The following is a 17,890-nucleotide window of genomic DNA, read 5'->3' on the forward strand; positions in this document are numbered from 1 at the left end:
GCCAAGCAGACGTTCTTGGGTGAGCACAATTCCTTCATTGCTTGTCCATGCGCGCTTCGTAGTTGCGAGCCATCGTGCCCGCCGCGACTTGGAGCGAAGAACCAACCACCCAACAGCCGGCAACAAAGGCTATCAGGCCATTGGCTGGGTTATGATCAAGGACAAGGATGCTGACGGACAGAGTTGCGGCAATCGCGGCGCCGAACGTTCCGGCCGCGCTCATGATCTCAGCCGGCTCGGAACCATTCCACTCTTCCGAGGTGCTCGAAATCGACTTCCGCGCGACACTGCGAGACAAATCAATTCCAACGTAATAGCTAAGAGCTCCGTAGAGCATCGTTATCAGCACGATCCAGCCGCTTTCAAACAGTCCGCCTTTCTCACGCAACAGGGCCGCACCCACATAGAGGCCGCAAGAGGCCCCAACGGCTGCGAGCCCAATTCTTTCAAGAAGATGGGCCGACCTGATCAGACCGGAACGAGCGATCCGAAGATTGCCGGAGCCCCTCGTTAGGGAAAATGCGCTGGAAATTGCATCACTAATTTTCATTGGGGGTCTCCTTCTTAGGTAAGTAGCGGCCTACCGGCCGACCCCGAATAGAGGCAGCCTCGTGGACGCGTTTTGCGATTGCCTGGATTCCAATTTCTGAAAAATCTGTGCTGAGTGATGGGGCTGGCTTGCTCGTGAGCTAGACGAGAGCCAATCCAAAGCTGCGAGCACGCGGCTACGCAGGCCTTGCATCTCACCCGTGTCTGTCAGTTAAGTCCGGGTGCGGCAATTTCTTGCGGGAGTGATAGCTCGAAAAGAGAGTGATGAAATATGAGCCGGTTCACATAACGCGGTTCGCCGTCGCTCTATCCGATCACAATTTCCGGAGGACAAGTCTGCATCGTCGCGAGACCCGGGAGCGCGGGAGCTGAAAGAGCCATCAGTAAACAAGTTGTCCCGCGTCTCGCCGACATCAGATCTATCCACTCATACCATGTTTTGCGCACGTGAATTCCCGAAGCGCGAGCAAGCAATCAGCAGGGTCGGACAAGGCAGCGCGGCTTTGGGAAAGACGTCGGCGCTGCACCAGACCTAAAACCTGGCCATGCCGCTCGCGCCGGAGGCCAAGCCATGTCCGAACTTCCCACCCTCGCTGCAACACCCGCCGCGATCGTCGATGCATTGAAGGCGGTCGCAGGCAATCCGCCGAAGGTGCGCGCGATCTTCGCCAAGGGTCGATGTGTGCGCGGGACCTATGCGCCGTCCGACCACGCGGCAGAGATCACGCGATCGCTGAGCTTCACAAGACCGTCGCGCGTGCTGGCGCGCTTCTCCGTTGGCGGCGGCAATCCCGGGGTGACCGACACCAACAATCTCGTCCTGCGCGGCTTCAGCTTTAGGCTTGGCGACGATGCCCATCGTTCGGACATCCTGACGGAAACCGCTCCGGTGCATTTTGCACGGACGCTCGACCAGATGCTCGCCTTCCTCGAGGCGCGCATCCCAGGCGCGGACGGCAAGCCTGACATCGAGAAGGTCCGAGCCTTTTCCGCGGCCAATCCTGAAACACTGAACCAGGCGAATTACGTCGCGGCACGCCGGCTGCCCGGCAGCTTTGCCGGCACGACCTATTGGGGCGTGCACGCCTTTCCCGCGACGAACGCGAAGGGCGAGACCCGCTTCATCAAGTTCAAGGTCGCGCCTGTGGGCGGTGACGTCACCTTGAGCGAGGACGAAGCCAGGGGGAAGTCGGCCGATTTCCTGCATGACGATCTCGCGCGGAGGATCGCAGCCGGCGATATCCGCTTCAACGTGATGGCCTTGCTCGACCGTCCCGGCGATCCCACCATGGACGTGACCCTGCGATGGCCGGACGAGGACAACCGTGAGCAGGTGCGGCTAGGGACAATCGTCATCACCAGCCTCGAGGCCAACGAGGCCTGCGACGGCTCCATCTTCAATCCGGTCAATCTTGCCGACGGCATCGGCCATCCGCCGGACGAGATCTTTGCCGCGCGCCGCACGGCCTACACGATCTCACTGGCGAAACGCCGGTAAGTTCAAGTCTTGTCCCGTCCGCCATCCGTGTCGCGGCGCCATGCGCCCGGACTGACGCCGACGATGGACGAGAACACCCGCGTGAAATGGCTCTGATTGGCGAATCCGGCCGAGATGGCAATCTCGGACAACGGCAGGTCGCGGACCGACATTAGTTGCTTGGCCGCCTTCACGCGCTGCTGGAGCAGCCATTGATGCGGCGGCAGGCCGGTGGAGATCCGGAATGCGCGTGAGAAGTGGCTGACCGACAGGCCAAGCTCGGTCGCGATCAGCTGCAGCGCGATCTTGCCCGAGAGATCGGAATCGAGCCGGTCACACGCACGCTTCACCTGCCATGGCGCGAGACCGCCGCGGCTCGGTTCTGCGGCTGGCTTCAGCCCACCATAGGTCTGGGCCACATGGGCGGTGAGCGCAAGCATCATGTGATCGACGAAAAGCTGGTTGGTCTCGTCGGGCCTACACAGTCCTTGCCGCAACGAGGCACCGACATGTCGAACGACCTCGTCGTCATGACCGACACCTGGCTCGTAGCTCAGCTCGCCAACGCGCGGCCCGCCCGGTTGCCTGGCAACGCCGTTGAGCGCCGAGCGCGGCAAATAGAAGAAGAGCGAGTGAAACGGCTTGTCGATCACATAGCGCGGGTCGCGCTTGAGGTCGTACAGATAGGTCGCACCGGCGCGAACATCCGCCTTGGTGACACAGCGGCCCTCCTCCCAGCATTCGCAATCCGGATAGTCGCGGAGTTTCAGGCTGACGAGATAGGCATCTTCCGCAGTCAGCGAGCCGGAAATATCCGGTGTCGGATCGTCGTTGCGGACTTCGGTGACCGCGAGTTCGGAGCTGTGCAGCGAACGCGTGATCAGGACCGGTGCTTGCTCCGAGCGAAGGCCCTGCCCGAGCCTCTGCCCGTAGACGCCTGCTTGTGTCATTTCAGTAAATCCATCCGTAAAGGCACGTCTTCGCCGGCCTTCCCGAGATCCGCACATTATCGGAGATCGCCGGCCGACGGTCCAGCCGCAGCGCATAACACGAGGCTGGCGCGGCAGGCTGTCGCACTGGATCGCGCCGCGATGATTTCATTGTGATTTCAGCGTGATGTCACAGGCCCGGCGCCGCGAAGGACACCATCGTTGACCTCCCCGGCAGATCGCCGCGCGACTCCATCGTGCATTTTGGAAATGATGCGTAGACAGAGAGCCATGCGCTCATGGCCTTCGTCAGGCGGACCATTCCTCGCCCCAGACCTGCACGACGTGGCCCGGCGACACCTCGCGATATTGCCGAACGGGCGGCTGGTAGTCGGGCGCGCGCACCGGGCTTCTGATCTCGTCGTTCGCTACCTCGCGCCTGGTGCCGCGGCGCGCTGGATCCGGCACCGGCACGGCCGCCATCAGCTTCTTCGTATAGGGATGCTGCGGATTTCCGAACAGGGCCGCGCGTGGACCGGTCTCGACGATCTCACCGAGATACATCACCGCGACGCGATGGCTCATGCGCTCGACCACCGCGATATCGTGCGAAATAAAGAGATAGGCAAGTCCCATACTGGCCTGAAGGTCCAGCATCAGATTGACGACCTGCGCCTTGACCGAAACGTCGAGCGCCGAGACCGCTTCGTCCGCGACGATCAGCTTCGGTCCGAGCGCGAGCGCGCGGGCAATGCAGATGCGCTGGCGCTGGCCACCGGAGAATTCGTGCGGAAAGCGCGCGGCCATGTCGGCGGTGAGACCAACGCGAACGAGCAGGTCGGCGACCTTCTCCCGCGCCTGCGACGCCGTGGCGAGCCCGTTGGCGAGCAATGGGGCCGCAATCGCCGTTCCCACCGACATGCGCGGATTGAGGCTCGCGAACGGATCCTGAAACACGATCTGCATCTGCTTGCGGAAGTGGCGCAAGGTGCGGGCATTCATGGCCAGCACATCCTGCCCGTCGATCAGGACGGTGCCGCTGTCCGGCTCCGTCAGCTTGAGAATGGAGCGGCCCGTCGTCGACTTGCCGCAGCCGGATTCGCCGACCAGCGCCAGCGTCTCGCCAGCGCGCAAGGTGAAGGAGATGTTCTCGACCGCATGAACGCGGCCCGAGACCTTGCCGAACAGGCCCGAGCGGATCGGAAAGCGCGTCGTGAGGTTGGAGACTTCGAGCAGCGGTCGCTCGGCAATCGAGACCGTATCGGGCGTCTCCGCCGGCTCGTCCGAGGTTCCCGTCAGCTTATCGACGATCGGAAAGCGCATCGGCCGCGTCCGCCCGTCCATCGAGCCGAGGCGTGGCACGGCGGCGAGCAGTGCCCTTGTGTAGGGATGCGAAGGGGCTGCGAAGATGCGCGAGGTATGGTCGGTTTCTACCGCCTGCCCGCCATACATCACCACGGTGCGGTCCGCGATCTCGGCAACCACGCCCATGTCGTGAGTGATGAAGAGGATCGACATCTCCTCTTCCTGCTGAAGCTCCTTCAACAGCTCCAGGATCTGGGCCTGGATTGTGACGTCGAGCGCGGTGGTCGGCTCGTCGGCGATCAGCAGCCTCGGCTTGCAGGCCAGCGCCATCGCGATCATCACACGCTGGCGCATGCCGCCGGAAAAGCGATGCGGATGCTCGTGGAAGCGCGACTTCGCCGCAGGTATCCGCACGCGGTCGAGCAGGCGGATGGTCTCGGCCTCCGCCGCCGCGCGCGACAGGCCGCGGTGCTGAATCAGCGCTTCCGCAATCTGGAAGCCGATGGTGAGCACCGGATTGAGGCTCGTCATCGGCTCCTGGAAGATCATGGCGATGTCGTTGCCGCGAACATCCTTCATGCTCGCTTCGGGCAGCGTCAGCAGGTCGCGACCGGCAAGCCGGACACTGCCTTCGACGCGGCCGGTCTCCTTCGGGATGAGCCGCATGATCGAGAGCGCGGTGACGCTCTTGCCCGAACCGGATTCGCCGACGATCGCCACGGTTTCCCGCGAGGCAATATCGAACGATACATCGCCGACCACGGGAATCCATTGCCGCTCGCGCAGGAAGGACGTCGTCAGGCCGGAAACCGACAGCACCGGCGACTGCGCGTTGATAGCGACTTGATCAGCTCCGCTTGCGCCCATGCTCATGCCAGTGTCCTAATAGCCACGAGTACGGTCGACACGCCCCGGCAATTCTTCACCGCGGCGGTGACGCGCGATCACGTCCAGCACGAAATCGACCGCCGTGTCCGGCGTGGTCATGCTGGCATTGTGCGGCGTGACCAGGATGCGCGGGTGGCCCCAGAACGGATGGCCTGCGGGCAGCGGCTCCGGTTCGGCGACGTCGAGGACGGCGCCTGACAATGCGCCGCTGTCGAGCGACGCGAGAAAGTCGGCTTCGACCAGATGCGGGCCACGCCCGACGTTGACGAGCGACGCGCCGCGCGGCAGGCGCGCGAACAAGTCTGCATTCAGGATGCCGCGGGTCTCGTCGGTCAAAGGCAGCAGGCAGACGAGAATGTCGGTCTGCGCAAGGAAATCCGGCAACGACTCCATGCCCGCATAACAGGTGACGCCGTCGAGCTCGCGCGGCGAGCGGTTCCAGCCGACAAGCGGAAAGCCGAACGCCGTGAGGCGTTCCAGCACGGCCTGGCCGAGCTGGCCAAGGCCCATCACGCCGACGCGCCGCCGCCTCGCCGGCGTGATCCGGATCTCGCGCCAGACCTGTTCCTTCTGCTGGTTGATGAAGTGCAGGAGATCGCGATGCAGAGCGAGCACCGCCATGGTGACGTATTCGACCATGGTCTCGGCGATGCCGGGCTCCAGCATGCGCACCAGCGGAATGTGTGGCGGAACTTTTGACGCGTCGAACTGGTCGACCCCCGCACCGACCGAGAAGACCAGCTCGAGATTGGGGAAAGTCGTCGCGATGTCGTCCGGCGGCACCCACGCCACGAGATAGCGGACGTCAGCGGGATCGCCGATGTCGGGCCAGAGCCGAAACGGAACATCGGGCGCGCGCTCGGCGAAGAAGCCCGCCCACTCAGCGCCCCGAACCATGTTGGCCTTGTAGAGGACCGTCATGCCGCAAAACCCTCAGAAGGGGCTGACCGGCGCGAGCCGGCGGCCGTCGATCAGGCGCTTGTGGCTGTAGGCCGCGGGATCGACGAGCGGCGTCGCGCCCGTTACGATGTCGGCGGCGAGCTTGCCAGCCGCAGGACCGATGCCAAAGCCGTGGCCGGAGAAGCCGGTGGCGAGGAAGAAGCCGGGCATGGCGTCGACCGGCGAGATGACGGGGATGGTGTCCGGCGTGCAGTCGATCGTCCCGCCCCAGGCTTCCGCGATCTCGATCTCTTTCAGCTCCGGGTTCGACTTGATCAACGAAGCCAGCGCGGCATTGACCAGAGACATGTCAGGCGCGGGATCGCGCACGCGCTCGGTCTCGAACGGCGACAGCTTGTCCAAGCTCCAGCTCGTGCCGCGCATGAGCTGGTCGAAGAAGGATTTGCCGAACGACAGTTTCAAGCCGTTCTTGCGATGCAGATAGGTTGGCCAGAAGGTCCGCGCGTAGCGAAACAGATCGGGCGACAGTTCAACCGTGCCGCGGTTGCGCAGCGCCAGCGTAAAGCCGCCGTCGAGGCGGCGGCGGATGCAATAGAAGTCGGTGCCGAGCGCGCCGGAGGTGATCTCCGGCCCCGGCGTGGTCCGGCACGCGGTGGCGTTGACGAGGCCGATCGGCAGCTCGATGCCATGGCGGCGGCAGAACAGCGACGACCAGGCGCCGCCGGACAGCAGCACCGATTGCGTGCGAATGGTGCCCTTCTCGGTGACGACGGCGCTCACCCGTCCGCCTTGCGTCTCTAACCCACGCGCGGCGCAGCCCTGATGAATGGTGACGCCGTGTTTTCGCGCGGCGGTCGCAAGCGCCGGCACGGCCATCGAGGGCTCGGCGCGCCCGTCGCTGGGCGTGTGCAATCCGCCGACCCATGTTTCGGAATTGCCGGGCACGCGCTCGGCGACTTCCGCCGGCGTCAGAACGGTCGAGTGGACCTGCATCTCGCGCGCCGTTGCGGCCCATCGCTCCCAGCTGGCGAGTTCGTCCTTGCTCTTGGTCAGGAACAGCACGCCGGTACGGCGGAAGCCGGCATCGACGCCGGCATCGTTCTGCATATCCTCCCATAACCGCAGCGCCTCGCGCGCCAGCGGGATCTCCTCACGCGCGCGACCCTGCTGGCGGCACCAGCCCCAATTGCGACTCGACTGCTCGCCGCCGACATGGCCCTTCTCGACCAGGGCGACGGAGAGGCCCTTCTTCGCGAGGTGATAGGCCGCGGAGACGCCTATGACGCCGCCGCCGATGACGACGACATCCACCTGCGCCGGCAGGCGTTCGTCGCTGTTTATACGGGTGAGCGGCGGGGACATGGGAGACTCCTGGCATTCAGTTCGATCGAGACAGCTCGGCTCGTCGCTAGTTTGCAGATCATGGGATGTTCATTCGCGGATCGAGCGCATCGCGCAGGCCGTCGCCGAGGAAGTTGAAGCTCGTGACCGCCAGCGTGATGGCGACGCCCGGCGCGATCGCGAGCCAAGGCGCGCTGGTGAGATAGATCTGCGCGTTGTTGAGCATGTTGCCGAGGCTCGCCGCCGGCGGCTGGATGCCGTAACCGAGATAGCTCAGATAGGACTCCAGCAGGATCGCCTTGGCGACGTTCAGCGTCGCAGCCACCACGATCGGCGCGACCGCGTTGGGCACGAGCTCGCGGAACATGATCCGCAGGTTCGACGAGCCGAACGCGAGTGCAGCAACCGCAAACTCGCGTTCCCGCAGCGAGCGCACCTGGGCCTCGACGACGCGGGCCACCCACATCCATGCGGTTGCCGCGATCAGCACGGTGGTGGTGACGAAGCCGGGCTCGATGAGCGCCGCGAGCGCAAGCAGCAGGAAGATGGTCGGAAAGCAGAGCATGGCATCGACGAGCCGCATCAGCACCGCACCGACTGCGCCGCCATAGAAGCCGGCGAAGGCGCCGACGGCGATGCCCACCGCCATCGCGATCACCATCGCGACGAAGCCGATCGACAGCGAGACACGCGCGCCCATCATCAACCGGGCCAGCACATCGCGGCCGAGTTCGTCGGTACCGAGGATGTGCGCGCCGGAAAACGGCGGCGCGAAGCGCTTCATGATGTCGATATAGGTATCGTCGAACGGCAGGAGGTACGGGCCGAATGCCGAACCGAGGATGAGCAGCAGAATGATCACGGCGCCCGCGAGCGCGAGCCGGTGCCGGCGGAAGCGCCGCCAGGCGGCCTGGCCCGGCGCGAGCTGAACGGTCGTGAGGGCTGCGCTCGTCATCGCCTAGCCCACCCGGATCCTGGGATCGACGACGGCATAGAGGATGTCGGCGAGCAGCGACCCAATCAGCACCATGATCGCCGAGAACATCAGGATGCCCATCACCACGGGATAGTCGCGGTAGCCGATGGAATCGAGGAACAGCCGGCCCATGCCCGGCCAGGTGAACACGGTCTCGGCGACCAGCGCGCCCCCGAGCAGCGTCGGAAACTGAAGGCCGGCCACCGTGATCATCGGCAGCAGCGCGTTCCGCAAGGCGTGAACCGTAAGGATCCGCCATTCCGGCATGCCCTTGGCGCGCGCGGTGCGGATGTAGTCCTGGTTGATCACCTCGAGCATGGAGGAGCGCATGAAGCGGCCCCACATCGCGGTCTCGACCAGCGCCAGCACCAGGGCCGGCGCGATCAGATGATGCAGCAAGTCGAGGAAGGAGCCATCGCCGACGGTCTGCCGGTTGCCGGCCGGCAGCCAGCCGAGCTTCACCGAGAACACGTAGATGGTGACGAGTCCGAACCAGAAGGTCGGGATCGACAGCGCGATCATGGCGCCGACGGTTGCGAGCGTATCGAACAGCGAATAGCGGCGCAGCGCACCGAGCACACCGATCCAGCAGCCGAGCAGGACGGCGATGATGGTCGCGGTCGCCATTAGCTCCAGCGTGGCGCCGAGATGAGAAGAGATCACCGACAGCACCGCCTCGCCGTCGCGATACGAGCGGCCCCAATCGCCCCTCAGCATCCGGCCGAACCAGTCGAGATACTGGATCGGCAGCGGCCGATCGAGCCCGAGCTGCCGGGTAACGCGATCGAGGTCCTCCTGCGTCATCTGCGCGGACGCCGCGAATTGCGAGAGCGGACCGCCGGGCGCCAGATGCAGGATGGCGAAGCCGATCGCGGACACGATCACCAGCAACATGATCGCCTGCGCCAGGCGATTGGCGACGTAACGGGCCATCTCAGGCGATCTCGCGCACCTGAACCATCAAGCCCAGTACCATTCGCGGATGTTCCAGCAGTTGATCGACATGTTGATGTTGGGACGGAAACCCTGGAGCCCTTCCTTCACGCCCTCGGCGATGAAGCCCTGGAACAGCGGCAGGATCGCGAGGTCGTCGCGGATGAGCTTTTGCAGATTGCCATAGGTCGACTTGCGCTGCGTCAGATCGAATTGCTTGGCACCTTCTGCGAGAAGCCGATCCGCCTCAGGGTTGCGATACTGATAGGTGTTGTAGCCGCGGCCACCCTTGGCAGGAATGGCGCCGGAGCCGAAGCGAGGCGTCACGTCGGGGTCGCTGCCCAGCATGAAATTCACCCCCACGATCACCGAATTGAATTTCGACTGCTGCCAGAAATCGCCCCAGATCACGGCCGCCGGCATGTTGTTCACGCGCATCGCGGCACCGATCGCGCGCCAGTCCTGGATCAGCAGTTGCTGGGTTTGCTCCCGCACCGCATTGCCCGACGTTGTGGAATTGGCGAACTCGAGCTTGACGCCGCCTTTCTCGCGCACCCCGCCAGCGCCGCGGACCCAACCGGCCGCATCGAGCAGCGTGTTGGCCTTGGCCGGATCGTATTTGTGCTGCGGCAGTCCCTGCTGGAACGACCAGGCCTGTTGCGGCACGAAGCTTTCGGTCTGCGTCGGCAAGCCGTAGTTCAGCGCGTCGATGATCGCCTGCTTGTTGATCGCAAGATAAAGCGCCTCGCGCACGGTGCGGTCCGCCAACGCGCCGAACTCCAGATTGGGGGCGATGTGCTCCACCGACGACGTCGAGGAGACAAATATCTTGCGCCCCTTCAGCGTCTTCGCCTCCTGCACGAAGTTCGGCAAAATGCCTTGCAGGCCGGTGTAATCGACCTGCCCGGTGCGGAACTGAGTGTAGAGGACGGTCAGGTCCGGAATATATTTGAACACCACGCGCTCAACGTAAGGTCCCTTGCCGTGATAGCCGGTGTGAGCATTCAACTGAATGTGGTCCCCGGGCACGCGCTCGCCCCAGCGAAACGGCCCGGTGCCGACAGGCGCGTTGTGGAACGGCGAGGCGTTCGGATCGGTCACCTTCTCCAGGATGTGCTTGGGTACGATGAAGGTCAGCGATCCCAGGATCGACATATAGGGCGAATAGGGAGCTTCCATGCGCCAGTGAATCTCGTCGGGCGCGACGACCTTGATGTCCTTCACGAGGCTATGGCCGACGCGGCTGCGCGCGCGGAAATCGGGATTGTTGATCAGCTCGAGCGAGAACTTGACGTCGTCGGCCGTGAACGCCGTGCCGTCGTGCCATTTCACGTCGCTGCGGAGCTTGATCTTCCAAGTCAGGCCGTCGGCCGACAGGCCGCCATTCTCGATGGTCGGGACTTCGCGGGCGAGGTCGGGAACGAACTTGCCGTCGGGATCGATGAACCAGAGCGGCGAGAACACCTGCCACCAGATGCCCTGATCGACTTCGATGCCCGGCATCAGGGGATGAAAGACCGTCGGCTCCTGTGACAGCGCCGCGATCACCTGCCCGCGCGGCTTGTCCGGCGGTTGGGTCGGGCGTTCGGTCTGCGCAAATGCGTTGCCCGAAAGCGTCCATCCCGCCGCGGCGCCCGCACCGAGCTGAAAGATCTGACGGCGATTCGGAATGCCGAGTTGCAGTGCCCCAACGCCGAACTTCCCGGTGTCGTCCGCCATGACCACTCTCCGTTGTCGCACGCGGCACCGTCTCCCGCGCCCCCGAGATCCCCGGCAAGGGACAGGAGTGGGCTTTAGTGCTTCTAAATTTTTCTATCAAAAGTTCATCACGACTAAATACAGCTGTCAATCGCATTGCTAGGATGCGCGACCTTTTCACTTCGACTGAAGCTCCGGACCGTCGTCCTCCGGGCTGAGATGATGCATGGGAGAGCGACATGGATGGTCGCGGCGAGATCAACGATCCGAAGGATGCCCCGGCGATCGAGGCCGACGATGCCGTCGACCAGCGCCTCGGCGAAACCGTGCGGCTGCTGCGCCAGCGTGCGGGCCTGTCGATCCAGGACGTCGCCAACACGACCGGCCTCTCCAACGGCATGATCAGCCAACTCGAACGCGCGCGCGCCATGCCGTCGATTCGCACGTTGCGCCTGCTCAGCATCGCGCTCGACGTTCCCATCTCCTATTTCTTCGAGACCACCGATCCCGCCGACGTGCAGCGCTATATCGTGCGCAAGAACAGCCGGCGTCTGCTGCGGCTCACCGCCAGCGGGGTGGTCAAGGAAGCGCTGACGCCGGCAGACAAAGGCCAGCTCGAACTCTACGAGCTCACGCTCAATCCCGGCGCCTCGTCCGGCACCGACTTCCTGCAGCACACCGGCGAGAAGGCGGGCTATATCCTCTCGGGCAGCCTGCGGCTGTGGCTCGACAACCAGGCCCATCTGCTCGAGGCCGGCGACAGCTTTCGCTTTCCGAGCATCGTGCCGCACATGTTCGACAACCCGACCCAGCAGACCGCGCGCGTGATCTGGGTGACGACGCTGCGCCAGACCGATTCGCCGGCAGGTTGAAGCAACCACCCGACACCACCGCAAATTGCCCCTCGACGCCGCCGCGCGGAATCTGTAGCTGACATCTGTAGCTCACGTGGAGCCGGACATTGATAGGGCGGACACGAGGGGTCCGCGACTGACGCGTTGGTGTGAGATCATGAAACTCAGGGGGCTTCTGACACTCGCGATGGCCGCGCAGGTCATCGTGACCGCGGCGGCTCTCCTCGTCTCCTATGCCGCGACCGGAATCGGGTTCGGCATTGCCCAGATCGTCGCCCTGCTCGCAAGCGGCGCCATTGCCGTCCTGCTCGCTCGTCTGTGCACGCGCGCGATCGAAACGGCGCAGGAAAAACGCGCCGCCGCGTTGCTGACCGAGCAAGCGCGGGCCAGCGCACAGATGACGCAAGCCGTCATCAAGACCGCGCTCGACGCCTTCGTTCAGACCGACCAGAACGGCATCGTGCTGGAATGGAGCCTTCAGGCCGAGGCCTTGACGGGATGGACGCGCAAGGAGGCGTTCGGCACCGACGTCGTCAACCTCCTCATTGCCGAGCCACTGCGCGACGGCTTCAGGCAACGCATGATGCGGCTGCTGCCGGAACTGTCGGATACGCCGATCGGCATCCGGTTCGAAGCGACCCTGCTGCACCGGAACGGCGACGAGATCCTGATCGAGGCGTCCAGGACGGCGCTCCACATCGGGGGTCGCACCCTCATCAACAATTTCGTCAAGGACGTCACCCGGAAGCGCGCCGCGGAGGAGCAGCTGATCCAGGCCCAGAAGATGGAGGCGGTCGGCCAGCTCACCGGCGGCATCGCCCACGAATTCAACAACATGCTCACCGTGATCACGGGCACGATCGAGATCCTCGCCGACGCCGTGAAGGACAATCCGCCGCTCGCGACCATTACCAAGCTGATCAGCGACGCCGCCGACCGCGGCGCCGCGCTGACGTCGAGCCTGTTGTCCTTTGCCCGCAAGCAGGCGCTCAAGCCGGCCGAGAGCGACATCAATGAACTGCTGGAAGAGCTCGCAAAGCTGCTGCTGGCAACCTTCGACAAGAAGATCGAGATCGTGACCCGGCTCGACGGCAACGTCTGGCTCGCCCTCGTCGATCGCGGCCAATTGAGCTCCGCGCTTCTCAACCTCGCGATCAACGCCCGCGACGCGATGCTGGGTGGCGGCAGACTGACGCTGACGACGCGCAACGTCGTGTTCGGCGTCCGCGAGGCCGTGGCGATCGGGGCCGGCTATGCCGGCGACTATGTCGAGATCGAGATCGCCGACACCGGCACGGGCATTCCGCCAGCCATCCTGGAACGGATCTTCGATCCCTTCTTCTCGACCAAGGACGTCGGCAAGGGCACCGGGCTCGGCCTCAGCATGGTGTTCGGTTTCGTCAAGCAGTCCGGCGGCGGCATCAAGGTCTCGTCCGAAGAAGGACGCGGCACGATTTTCACGATCTACCTGCCGAAGGCGGAGGCGAGCACGCTTCGCCCCACCGGCTACGACGAGCGCAAGGTCGTGGGCGGGACGGAAACGATCCTTTGTGTCGAGGACGACCGCGACGTCCGCCAGTACGTCACGGTCCAGCTCGAAAGCCTCGGCTACAAGGTCATCCCGGCCGGCAATGCGGCCGAGGCACTGGCCATCGCGGCCGAAGGCACGCCCTTCGACCTGCTTTTCACCGACATCGTGATGGCCGGCAACTTGAATGGACGCGAGCTCGCCGACGAAATGGTGGCAGCGCGCCCCTCGCTGCGGGTGCTATTCACGTCGGGCTATGCCTACGACGCCCCGCATGCGCAGGGACGCGCCACCAAGGGCGCGCCGCTTCTGACCAAGCCCTACCGCAAGGCCGAGCTCGCGCGCATGCTGCGCCGCTCTCTCGACACCGCTGTCGACGACGCGGGCGATCCGATCCCGACGCCCTATTCCGTGCAGGCTGATCTCGAAGGCTTTCTGCGCAGGCAGGCGGCTGAACGCGACAGGCATTAGTGCGAGTCTTGCGCATGGACAGCGCATGGCTGCTGCGCAACACTCGTATCAGTTACAATCCCATTGGAGGCGAGCCATGACTGCACTCGAAAAAGGCATCACCGCGAACGGTACGGGGTATGGCGGCAAGACCTGGAACATCCTCGGCCAGGTCTACTTCCCGAAGGCGGTCACCGAGTCCACCTTCGCGTTCGAGACCAACAGCGATCCCGGCCAGTTCGTGCCGGTGCACATCCATCCGACCCAGGACGAATTCATCCTGGTGCAGGAAGGCACACTCGACCTCAAGCTCGACGGCAAATGGGTGAAGGCCCATGCCGGCGACCTCGTCCGCCTGCCGCGCGGTATCCCGCACGGCTATTTCAACAAATCCGACAAGCCCGCCCGCGCGCTGTTCTGGGTCTCGCCGATGCAGAAGCTGGAGGCGCTGTTCAATCAGCTTCATGACCTGACCGACCCGGCCGAGGTCGTGCGCATCTCGGCGCTGCACGAGGTCGACTTCCTGCCGCCCGAAGCCAACGACTAGGCTACGATCCCCCGAGCGACGAATCGTTGGGGGAACCGGCCATGCCTGCACGACGTCAACTCCTCGCAATCATCGCGGCGCTTGGGCTGCTCCTTACGACGTTCGTCCCGAGCCGGGCGCAAACGCTCACGGCCAGGCAAGCGGAAGCGCTTGCCTCCTACGAGCGTGCGCTCGACGACTTCAAGGCGATCCTGGCCGAGCGGCGGCGCCAGATCGAGGCGAAGCAGCCGCTGCCGGGCCTGCCGGGCCAGGCGCTCTATCTGGCGCGCGTCGCCGTGATCAGTGCCTACAAGGATCTCACCGACGCCATGCCGTCGCGGATCGGCAGGCCCAACAAGTTCGAGATACCTCCGGCCTATTTCGATGCCGACATCGAGCCGCTGGTGGACGAATACTCAAAGCTGTTCGAGATCATGGAAGCGCCGCCGGCCGGCGCGCAGAACTCGGCGACGCCGTTCAGGGACGTCGTCGATCTCGCGGTCGCGATCGCGCGCGCCAAGGGGCTTGCGCCTGACCACGCCGAAGCCGCGGGCCGCATCAGCCTCGGGCTGTTCTTCGCCGAGACCAACGGCAAGCAGAACGTCCGCAACGGGCGCTCGAACACCTATATGGGCAGCTTCCAGACCGGCCCGTCCGAGGACCGCAACGGGCGCAGGAAATGGGAGGCCATCAAGGCCGAGATCGCGGCCACCGATCCCGACTTGAGCGCGCGCGATGACAAGGAGGAGGCGCGGGCCCGCGGCACCGATCATCGCTTCAATCACTGGACCAACGTGCGCGACGGCCTGATGAACGCGCATGCGGATGTTTTCCGGGATATCCCGGGAATCGTGAAGACGCTGCCCGACCCGATCGACCAGATGAAGCTGTTCGAGCTGATCCAGATCGTTCCCACGCCAACGCGGTCGGCGCTCAAGTCCGGCGATCTCCTGAACTACAGGGTGTCCAGTCCGACCATCATGAAGCACCTGCGCAACAACAGCATTTTTGCTTTTGGACAGGCCGACCGGGCGCGAACCTCGGCAAGCTTCCGGGAGATCCTCGCGGCGATGTGGCTGTTCAACCGGAAGTTCGAGAAGGCGATGGCGAAATACGCGGAGATCAAGCCGCGCTGAGGTCGGGGTTTGCGGCGGGACATCAAACCCTCATGGTCAGGAGCCCGCCAAAGCGGGCGTCTCGAACCATGCAGGCCGAGCACATTCGGCAGCGTCCCAGCTGTTCGTATCCGATCGCACTGGCCCGTCCTATTCGGTGCGGATCGGCGTGTCCTTCAGGCCGTTGTTATCATAGGCTTTGCGTAAGGTGCCATTCGTCACCGCCCCGTTCATGAACTTGGCGACGAAGGTGAGCGCTTGGGGATGACCGAGCGGCACAGCGACTGCGGTGACGGTCTTCTTGAAGGTTTCGTCGAGCACTCGCGTGCCCGGAATCCTTTGCGCCATCTTGTTGAGTTGGTCGCGCGACAGCGCGAAGGCGTCGATCTCGCCGCTCTTCAGGAGGCCGAAGATTTCGTCGTAGGTCTGATAGCCCGTGACCTTCGCGTTCTTCAAATGCGCGACCGCGCCGCGCATGGTGGTGGTGGCGTTGACGGCCGCGACCTTGATGCCGGGCTGGTCGAGCGTGACGAAATTGGTGACGCTCGAGCCGGGCTTGACGATGTAGGTGGCGTCCGCGACCTCGTAGATCGGGCCGAACATCATCCTGGTCTCGCGCTCGGGATCCTTGGGCAGCCAGGTGACGTCCCAAGCACCTTTTTCAAGAGCCCCCTTGGACGCCGCATCGGTGATCTGGCCGGAATTCTGGTGCACGACATATTCGACGAGCACGCCGAGCTGGGCAGCCATCTCCTTGCCGAGATCGACGGGAACGCCGGCATAGCCGGCTTCTGTCTTGGTGGACCAGAACGCGCCGCCCGCCGGGCTGATCGCGATCGCGACCCGCAGCTTGCCGGTCGGCGCGATCTCGTCCTTCAGACCATCGGCTAGCGCGGGCATGGCAACCGCCGCTGCGAGAACGAGGCCGGCAAGGACCGACTCAAGCACCGACTGGAGAGACGTGGGCATGTCATGATCTCCCGACCTTTTCTTTTTTTATTCTTCTCTTGTTCGTCCCGACTACTCCGCGTGCCGCCGCACGGCCTTTGACATAATTCTGGTCGATCGTGCGCGCGATGAAAAGCGGTTTGTGATGGCAAAACTGCCAAAGGCCACAGCGCAGGCTGTCGTGCAAGGCCGACGACTGCCATGGCTATGGTGTTCCACGTCCGCGCATTTGTTGGTAGCCTCCCGCCCCGACAGACAGCAACCGGGGGCCACCGAATGACCTGCGCGAATCCCGCATCTCCCGCACGGCGCAAAGGAGCGTGGAGACATGTCGGGCGAGCACTGGCCGCCGCGATGGCCGTGGCCGCGCTCACCGGCTGCGAGGACAAAAATACGTTCGTCGCGCCGCCCCCGCCCAAGGTGGACGTCGCCGCGCCGGTGCAGCGCCCGGTGACCCGCTATGTCGAGGCCACCGGCAACACCGCGCCGGTCAAGAATGTCGATCTCGTCGCGCGCGTGCAGGGATTCCTGCAATCGATCGACTACCAGGACGGCGCGTTCGTCAAGCAAGGCACCCAGCTGTTCACGATCGAGCCCGAGACTTACAAGCTCAAGCTCGACCAGGCGCAGGCGGCCGAGGCGGGCGCGCAGGCCTCGCTTCGGCAGGCGGAAGCCGACTACAAGCGGCAGAGCGATCTTGTGCAGCGGCAAGCGGCCTCGCAAGCGACCTTGGACAACTCGACCTCGAACCGCGACAACGCACAAGCCAACCTCCAGCAGGCCCAGGCCAATACCCGCCTCGCCGAAGTCAACTACGGCTACACCAAGGTGAGCGCACCATTCGACGGCGTCGTCAGCGCGCATATGGTCTCGATCGGCGAACTCGTCGGGGTCTCCTCCCCGACTCAACTCGCGTCCATCGTCGCGATGGACCCGATCTATGTGAACTTTACCGTCAACGAGCAGGACGTGCTGCGCATCCGTGCCGAGGCCGCCCGCCGCGGGCTCACCGCCGCCGACATGAAGCAATTTCCGATTCAAGTCGGTTTGCAGACCGAGGCCGGCTATCCGCATGAGGGCAAACTCGACTATGTCGCCCCGACCCTCACCCAGTCGACCGGCACGCTCGCGGTGCGCGGTCTCGTGCCCAACGACAAGCGGGTGCTGCTGCCCGGCTATTTCGTCCGCGTTCGCGTGCCCTTCACCCAGGAGAAGGACGCCCTGCTCGTGCCCGACACCGCCCTCGGCAGCGACCAGGGTGGTCGCTATCTCCTCGTCGTCAATAGCGACAACGTCGTCGAGCAACGCAAGGTGCAGATCGGTCCCGTCGATAACGGCCTGCGCGTGATCGAAAGCGGCTTGAAGCCGGATGACCGCGTGGTGATCGCAGGGCTGCTGCGGGTGATTCCGGGCCAGAAGATCGACCCGCAGGTGACGAAGATCGAGCAGCCGCAGGCGTCTGCCAAGTAAGTA

15 protein-coding genes are annotated in these 17,890 nt (G+C 64.3%); 6 read left to right on the forward strand and 9 right to left on the reverse strand.

Going from position 1 to position 17,890, the window contains the following annotated elements; all coding sequences use genetic code 11:
- Window positions 1-34 precede the first annotated feature (34 nt).
- A complete protein-coding gene (locus tag GWG67_RS10215) occupies window positions 35-550 on the reverse strand; it encodes a hypothetical protein (RefSeq protein ID WP_007595598.1) in 516 nt (171 codons plus the stop codon).
- Window positions 551-1,120: 570 nt separating this feature from the next.
- Between GWG67_RS10215 and GWG67_RS10220 the strand changes: the two genes are divergently transcribed.
- Complete coding sequence (locus tag GWG67_RS10220) at window positions 1,121-2,047, forward strand: catalase family peroxidase (protein ID WP_275169218.1); 927 nt, start codon at window positions 1,121-1,123, stop codon at window positions 2,045-2,047.
- A gap of 2 nt (window positions 2,048-2,049) precedes the next feature.
- On the opposite strand, the gene GWG67_RS10225 is transcribed toward GWG67_RS10220, so the two are convergent.
- The 7 genes from GWG67_RS10225 to GWG67_RS10255 form a co-directional block, all read right to left on the reverse strand.
- Window positions 2,050-2,976 (reverse strand): AraC family transcriptional regulator, encoded by a 927-nt coding sequence (locus tag GWG67_RS10225; RefSeq protein ID WP_275169221.1) that lies wholly within the window; start codon window positions 2,974-2,976, stop codon window positions 2,050-2,052.
- A 288-nt stretch (window positions 2,977-3,264) separates the two neighbouring features.
- Window positions 3,265-5,133: an ABC transporter ATP-binding protein gene (locus GWG67_RS10230; protein WP_275169222.1), complete on the reverse strand. Its 1,869-nt coding sequence runs from the start codon at window positions 5,131-5,133 to the stop codon at window positions 3,265-3,267.
- 9 nt (window positions 5,134-5,142) lie between these two features.
- Window positions 5,143-6,069 (reverse strand): glyoxylate/hydroxypyruvate reductase A, encoded by a 927-nt coding sequence (locus GWG67_RS10235; RefSeq protein WP_275169224.1) that lies wholly within the window; start codon window positions 6,067-6,069, stop codon window positions 5,143-5,145.
- Window positions 6,070-6,081: 12 nt separating this feature from the next.
- Window positions 6,082-7,410, reverse strand: coding sequence for an FAD-binding oxidoreductase (locus tag GWG67_RS10240; RefSeq protein WP_275169226.1), 1,329 nt, complete (start codon window positions 7,408-7,410; stop codon window positions 6,082-6,084).
- Window positions 7,411-7,468: 58 nt separating this feature from the next.
- Window positions 7,469-8,344, reverse strand: coding sequence for an ABC transporter permease (locus GWG67_RS10245; protein ID WP_275169228.1), 876 nt, complete (start codon window positions 8,342-8,344; stop codon window positions 7,469-7,471).
- A gap of 3 nt (window positions 8,345-8,347) precedes the next feature.
- Window positions 8,348-9,298, reverse strand: coding sequence for an ABC transporter permease (locus GWG67_RS10250; RefSeq protein WP_275169229.1), 951 nt, complete (start codon window positions 9,296-9,298; stop codon window positions 8,348-8,350).
- 27 nt (window positions 9,299-9,325) lie between these two features.
- The gene (locus GWG67_RS10255) at window positions 9,326-11,017 is read right to left on the reverse strand and encodes a peptide ABC transporter substrate-binding protein (protein ID WP_275169231.1); all 1,692 of its coding nucleotides are present in this window, start codon (window positions 11,015-11,017) and stop codon (window positions 9,326-9,328) included.
- Between the two features lie 218 nt (window positions 11,018-11,235).
- Here GWG67_RS10255 and GWG67_RS10260 point away from each other — a divergent pair, with 218 nt between their 5' ends.
- The 4 genes from GWG67_RS10260 (at window position 11,236) to GWG67_RS10275 (ending at window position 15,490) form a co-directional block, all read left to right on the forward strand.
- On the forward strand, window positions 11,236-11,868 hold the full coding sequence (locus GWG67_RS10260) for a cupin domain-containing protein (protein ID WP_275169232.1): 633 nt from the start codon (window positions 11,236-11,238) through the stop codon (window positions 11,866-11,868).
- Between the two features lie 139 nt (window positions 11,869-12,007).
- Window positions 12,008-13,849: an ATP-binding protein gene (locus tag GWG67_RS10265; RefSeq protein WP_275169234.1), complete on the forward strand. Its 1,842-nt coding sequence runs from the start codon at window positions 12,008-12,010 to the stop codon at window positions 13,847-13,849.
- A gap of 76 nt (window positions 13,850-13,925) precedes the next feature.
- A complete protein-coding gene (locus tag GWG67_RS10270; RefSeq protein WP_007595617.1) occupies window positions 13,926-14,375 on the forward strand; it encodes a cupin domain-containing protein in 450 nt (149 codons plus the stop codon).
- Between the two features lie 41 nt (window positions 14,376-14,416).
- Window positions 14,417-15,490, forward strand: coding sequence for a hypothetical protein (locus tag GWG67_RS10275; protein ID WP_275169236.1), 1,074 nt, complete (start codon window positions 14,417-14,419; stop codon window positions 15,488-15,490).
- Window positions 15,491-15,619: 129 nt separating this feature from the next.
- Here the strand turns inward: GWG67_RS10275 and GWG67_RS10280 are convergent, their stop codons facing one another.
- A complete protein-coding gene (locus GWG67_RS10280; protein ID WP_275169238.1) occupies window positions 15,620-16,438 on the reverse strand; it encodes a transporter substrate-binding domain-containing protein in 819 nt (272 codons plus the stop codon).
- Between the two features lie 255 nt (window positions 16,439-16,693).
- On the opposite strand from GWG67_RS10280, the gene GWG67_RS10285 reads away from it, so the two are divergent.
- A complete protein-coding gene (locus tag GWG67_RS10285) occupies window positions 16,694-17,887 on the forward strand; it encodes an efflux RND transporter periplasmic adaptor subunit (protein WP_275169239.1) in 1,194 nt (397 codons plus the stop codon).
- The last annotated feature ends 3 nt before the right edge of the window (window positions 17,888-17,890 follow it).

Origin of the sequence: Bradyrhizobium sp. CSS354 (genome assembly GCF_029051725.1) — a bacterium.
In the GTDB taxonomy this organism is placed as follows: domain Bacteria; phylum Pseudomonadota; class Alphaproteobacteria; order Rhizobiales; family Xanthobacteraceae; genus Bradyrhizobium.

Coding starts and splice junctions, on each gene's coding strand:
- GWG67_RS10215 (WP_007595598.1), bottom strand. CDS start 550: ATGAAAATTAGTGATGCAATTTCCAGCGCATTTTCCCTAACGAGGGGC.
- GWG67_RS10220 (WP_275169218.1), top strand. CDS start 1,121: ATGTCCGAACTTCCCACCCTCGCTGCAACACCCGCCGCGATCGTCGAT.
- GWG67_RS10225 (WP_275169221.1), bottom strand. CDS start 2,976: ATGACACAAGCAGGCGTCTACGGGCAGAGGCTCGGGCAGGGCCTTCGC.
- GWG67_RS10230 (WP_275169222.1), bottom strand. CDS start 5,133: ATGAGCATGGGCGCAAGCGGAGCTGATCAAGTCGCTATCAACGCGCAG.
- GWG67_RS10235 (WP_275169224.1), bottom strand. CDS start 6,069: ATGACGGTCCTCTACAAGGCCAACATGGTTCGGGGCGCTGAGTGGGCG.
- GWG67_RS10240 (WP_275169226.1), bottom strand. CDS start 7,410: ATGTCCCCGCCGCTCACCCGTATAAACAGCGACGAACGCCTGCCGGCG.
- GWG67_RS10245 (WP_275169228.1), bottom strand. CDS start 8,344: ATGACGAGCGCAGCCCTCACGACCGTTCAGCTCGCGCCGGGCCAGGCC.
- GWG67_RS10250 (WP_275169229.1), bottom strand. CDS start 9,298: ATGGCCCGTTACGTCGCCAATCGCCTGGCGCAGGCGATCATGTTGCTG.
- GWG67_RS10255 (WP_275169231.1), bottom strand. CDS start 11,017: ATGGCGGACGACACCGGGAAGTTCGGCGTTGGGGCACTGCAACTCGGC.
- GWG67_RS10260 (WP_275169232.1), top strand. CDS start 11,236: ATGGATGGTCGCGGCGAGATCAACGATCCGAAGGATGCCCCGGCGATC.
- GWG67_RS10265 (WP_275169234.1), top strand. CDS start 12,008: ATGAAACTCAGGGGGCTTCTGACACTCGCGATGGCCGCGCAGGTCATC.
- GWG67_RS10270 (WP_007595617.1), top strand. CDS start 13,926: ATGACTGCACTCGAAAAAGGCATCACCGCGAACGGTACGGGGTATGGC.
- GWG67_RS10275 (WP_275169236.1), top strand. CDS start 14,417: ATGCCTGCACGACGTCAACTCCTCGCAATCATCGCGGCGCTTGGGCTG.
- GWG67_RS10280 (WP_275169238.1), bottom strand. CDS start 16,438: ATGCCCACGTCTCTCCAGTCGGTGCTTGAGTCGGTCCTTGCCGGCCTC.
- GWG67_RS10285 (WP_275169239.1), top strand. CDS start 16,694: ATGACCTGCGCGAATCCCGCATCTCCCGCACGGCGCAAAGGAGCGTGG.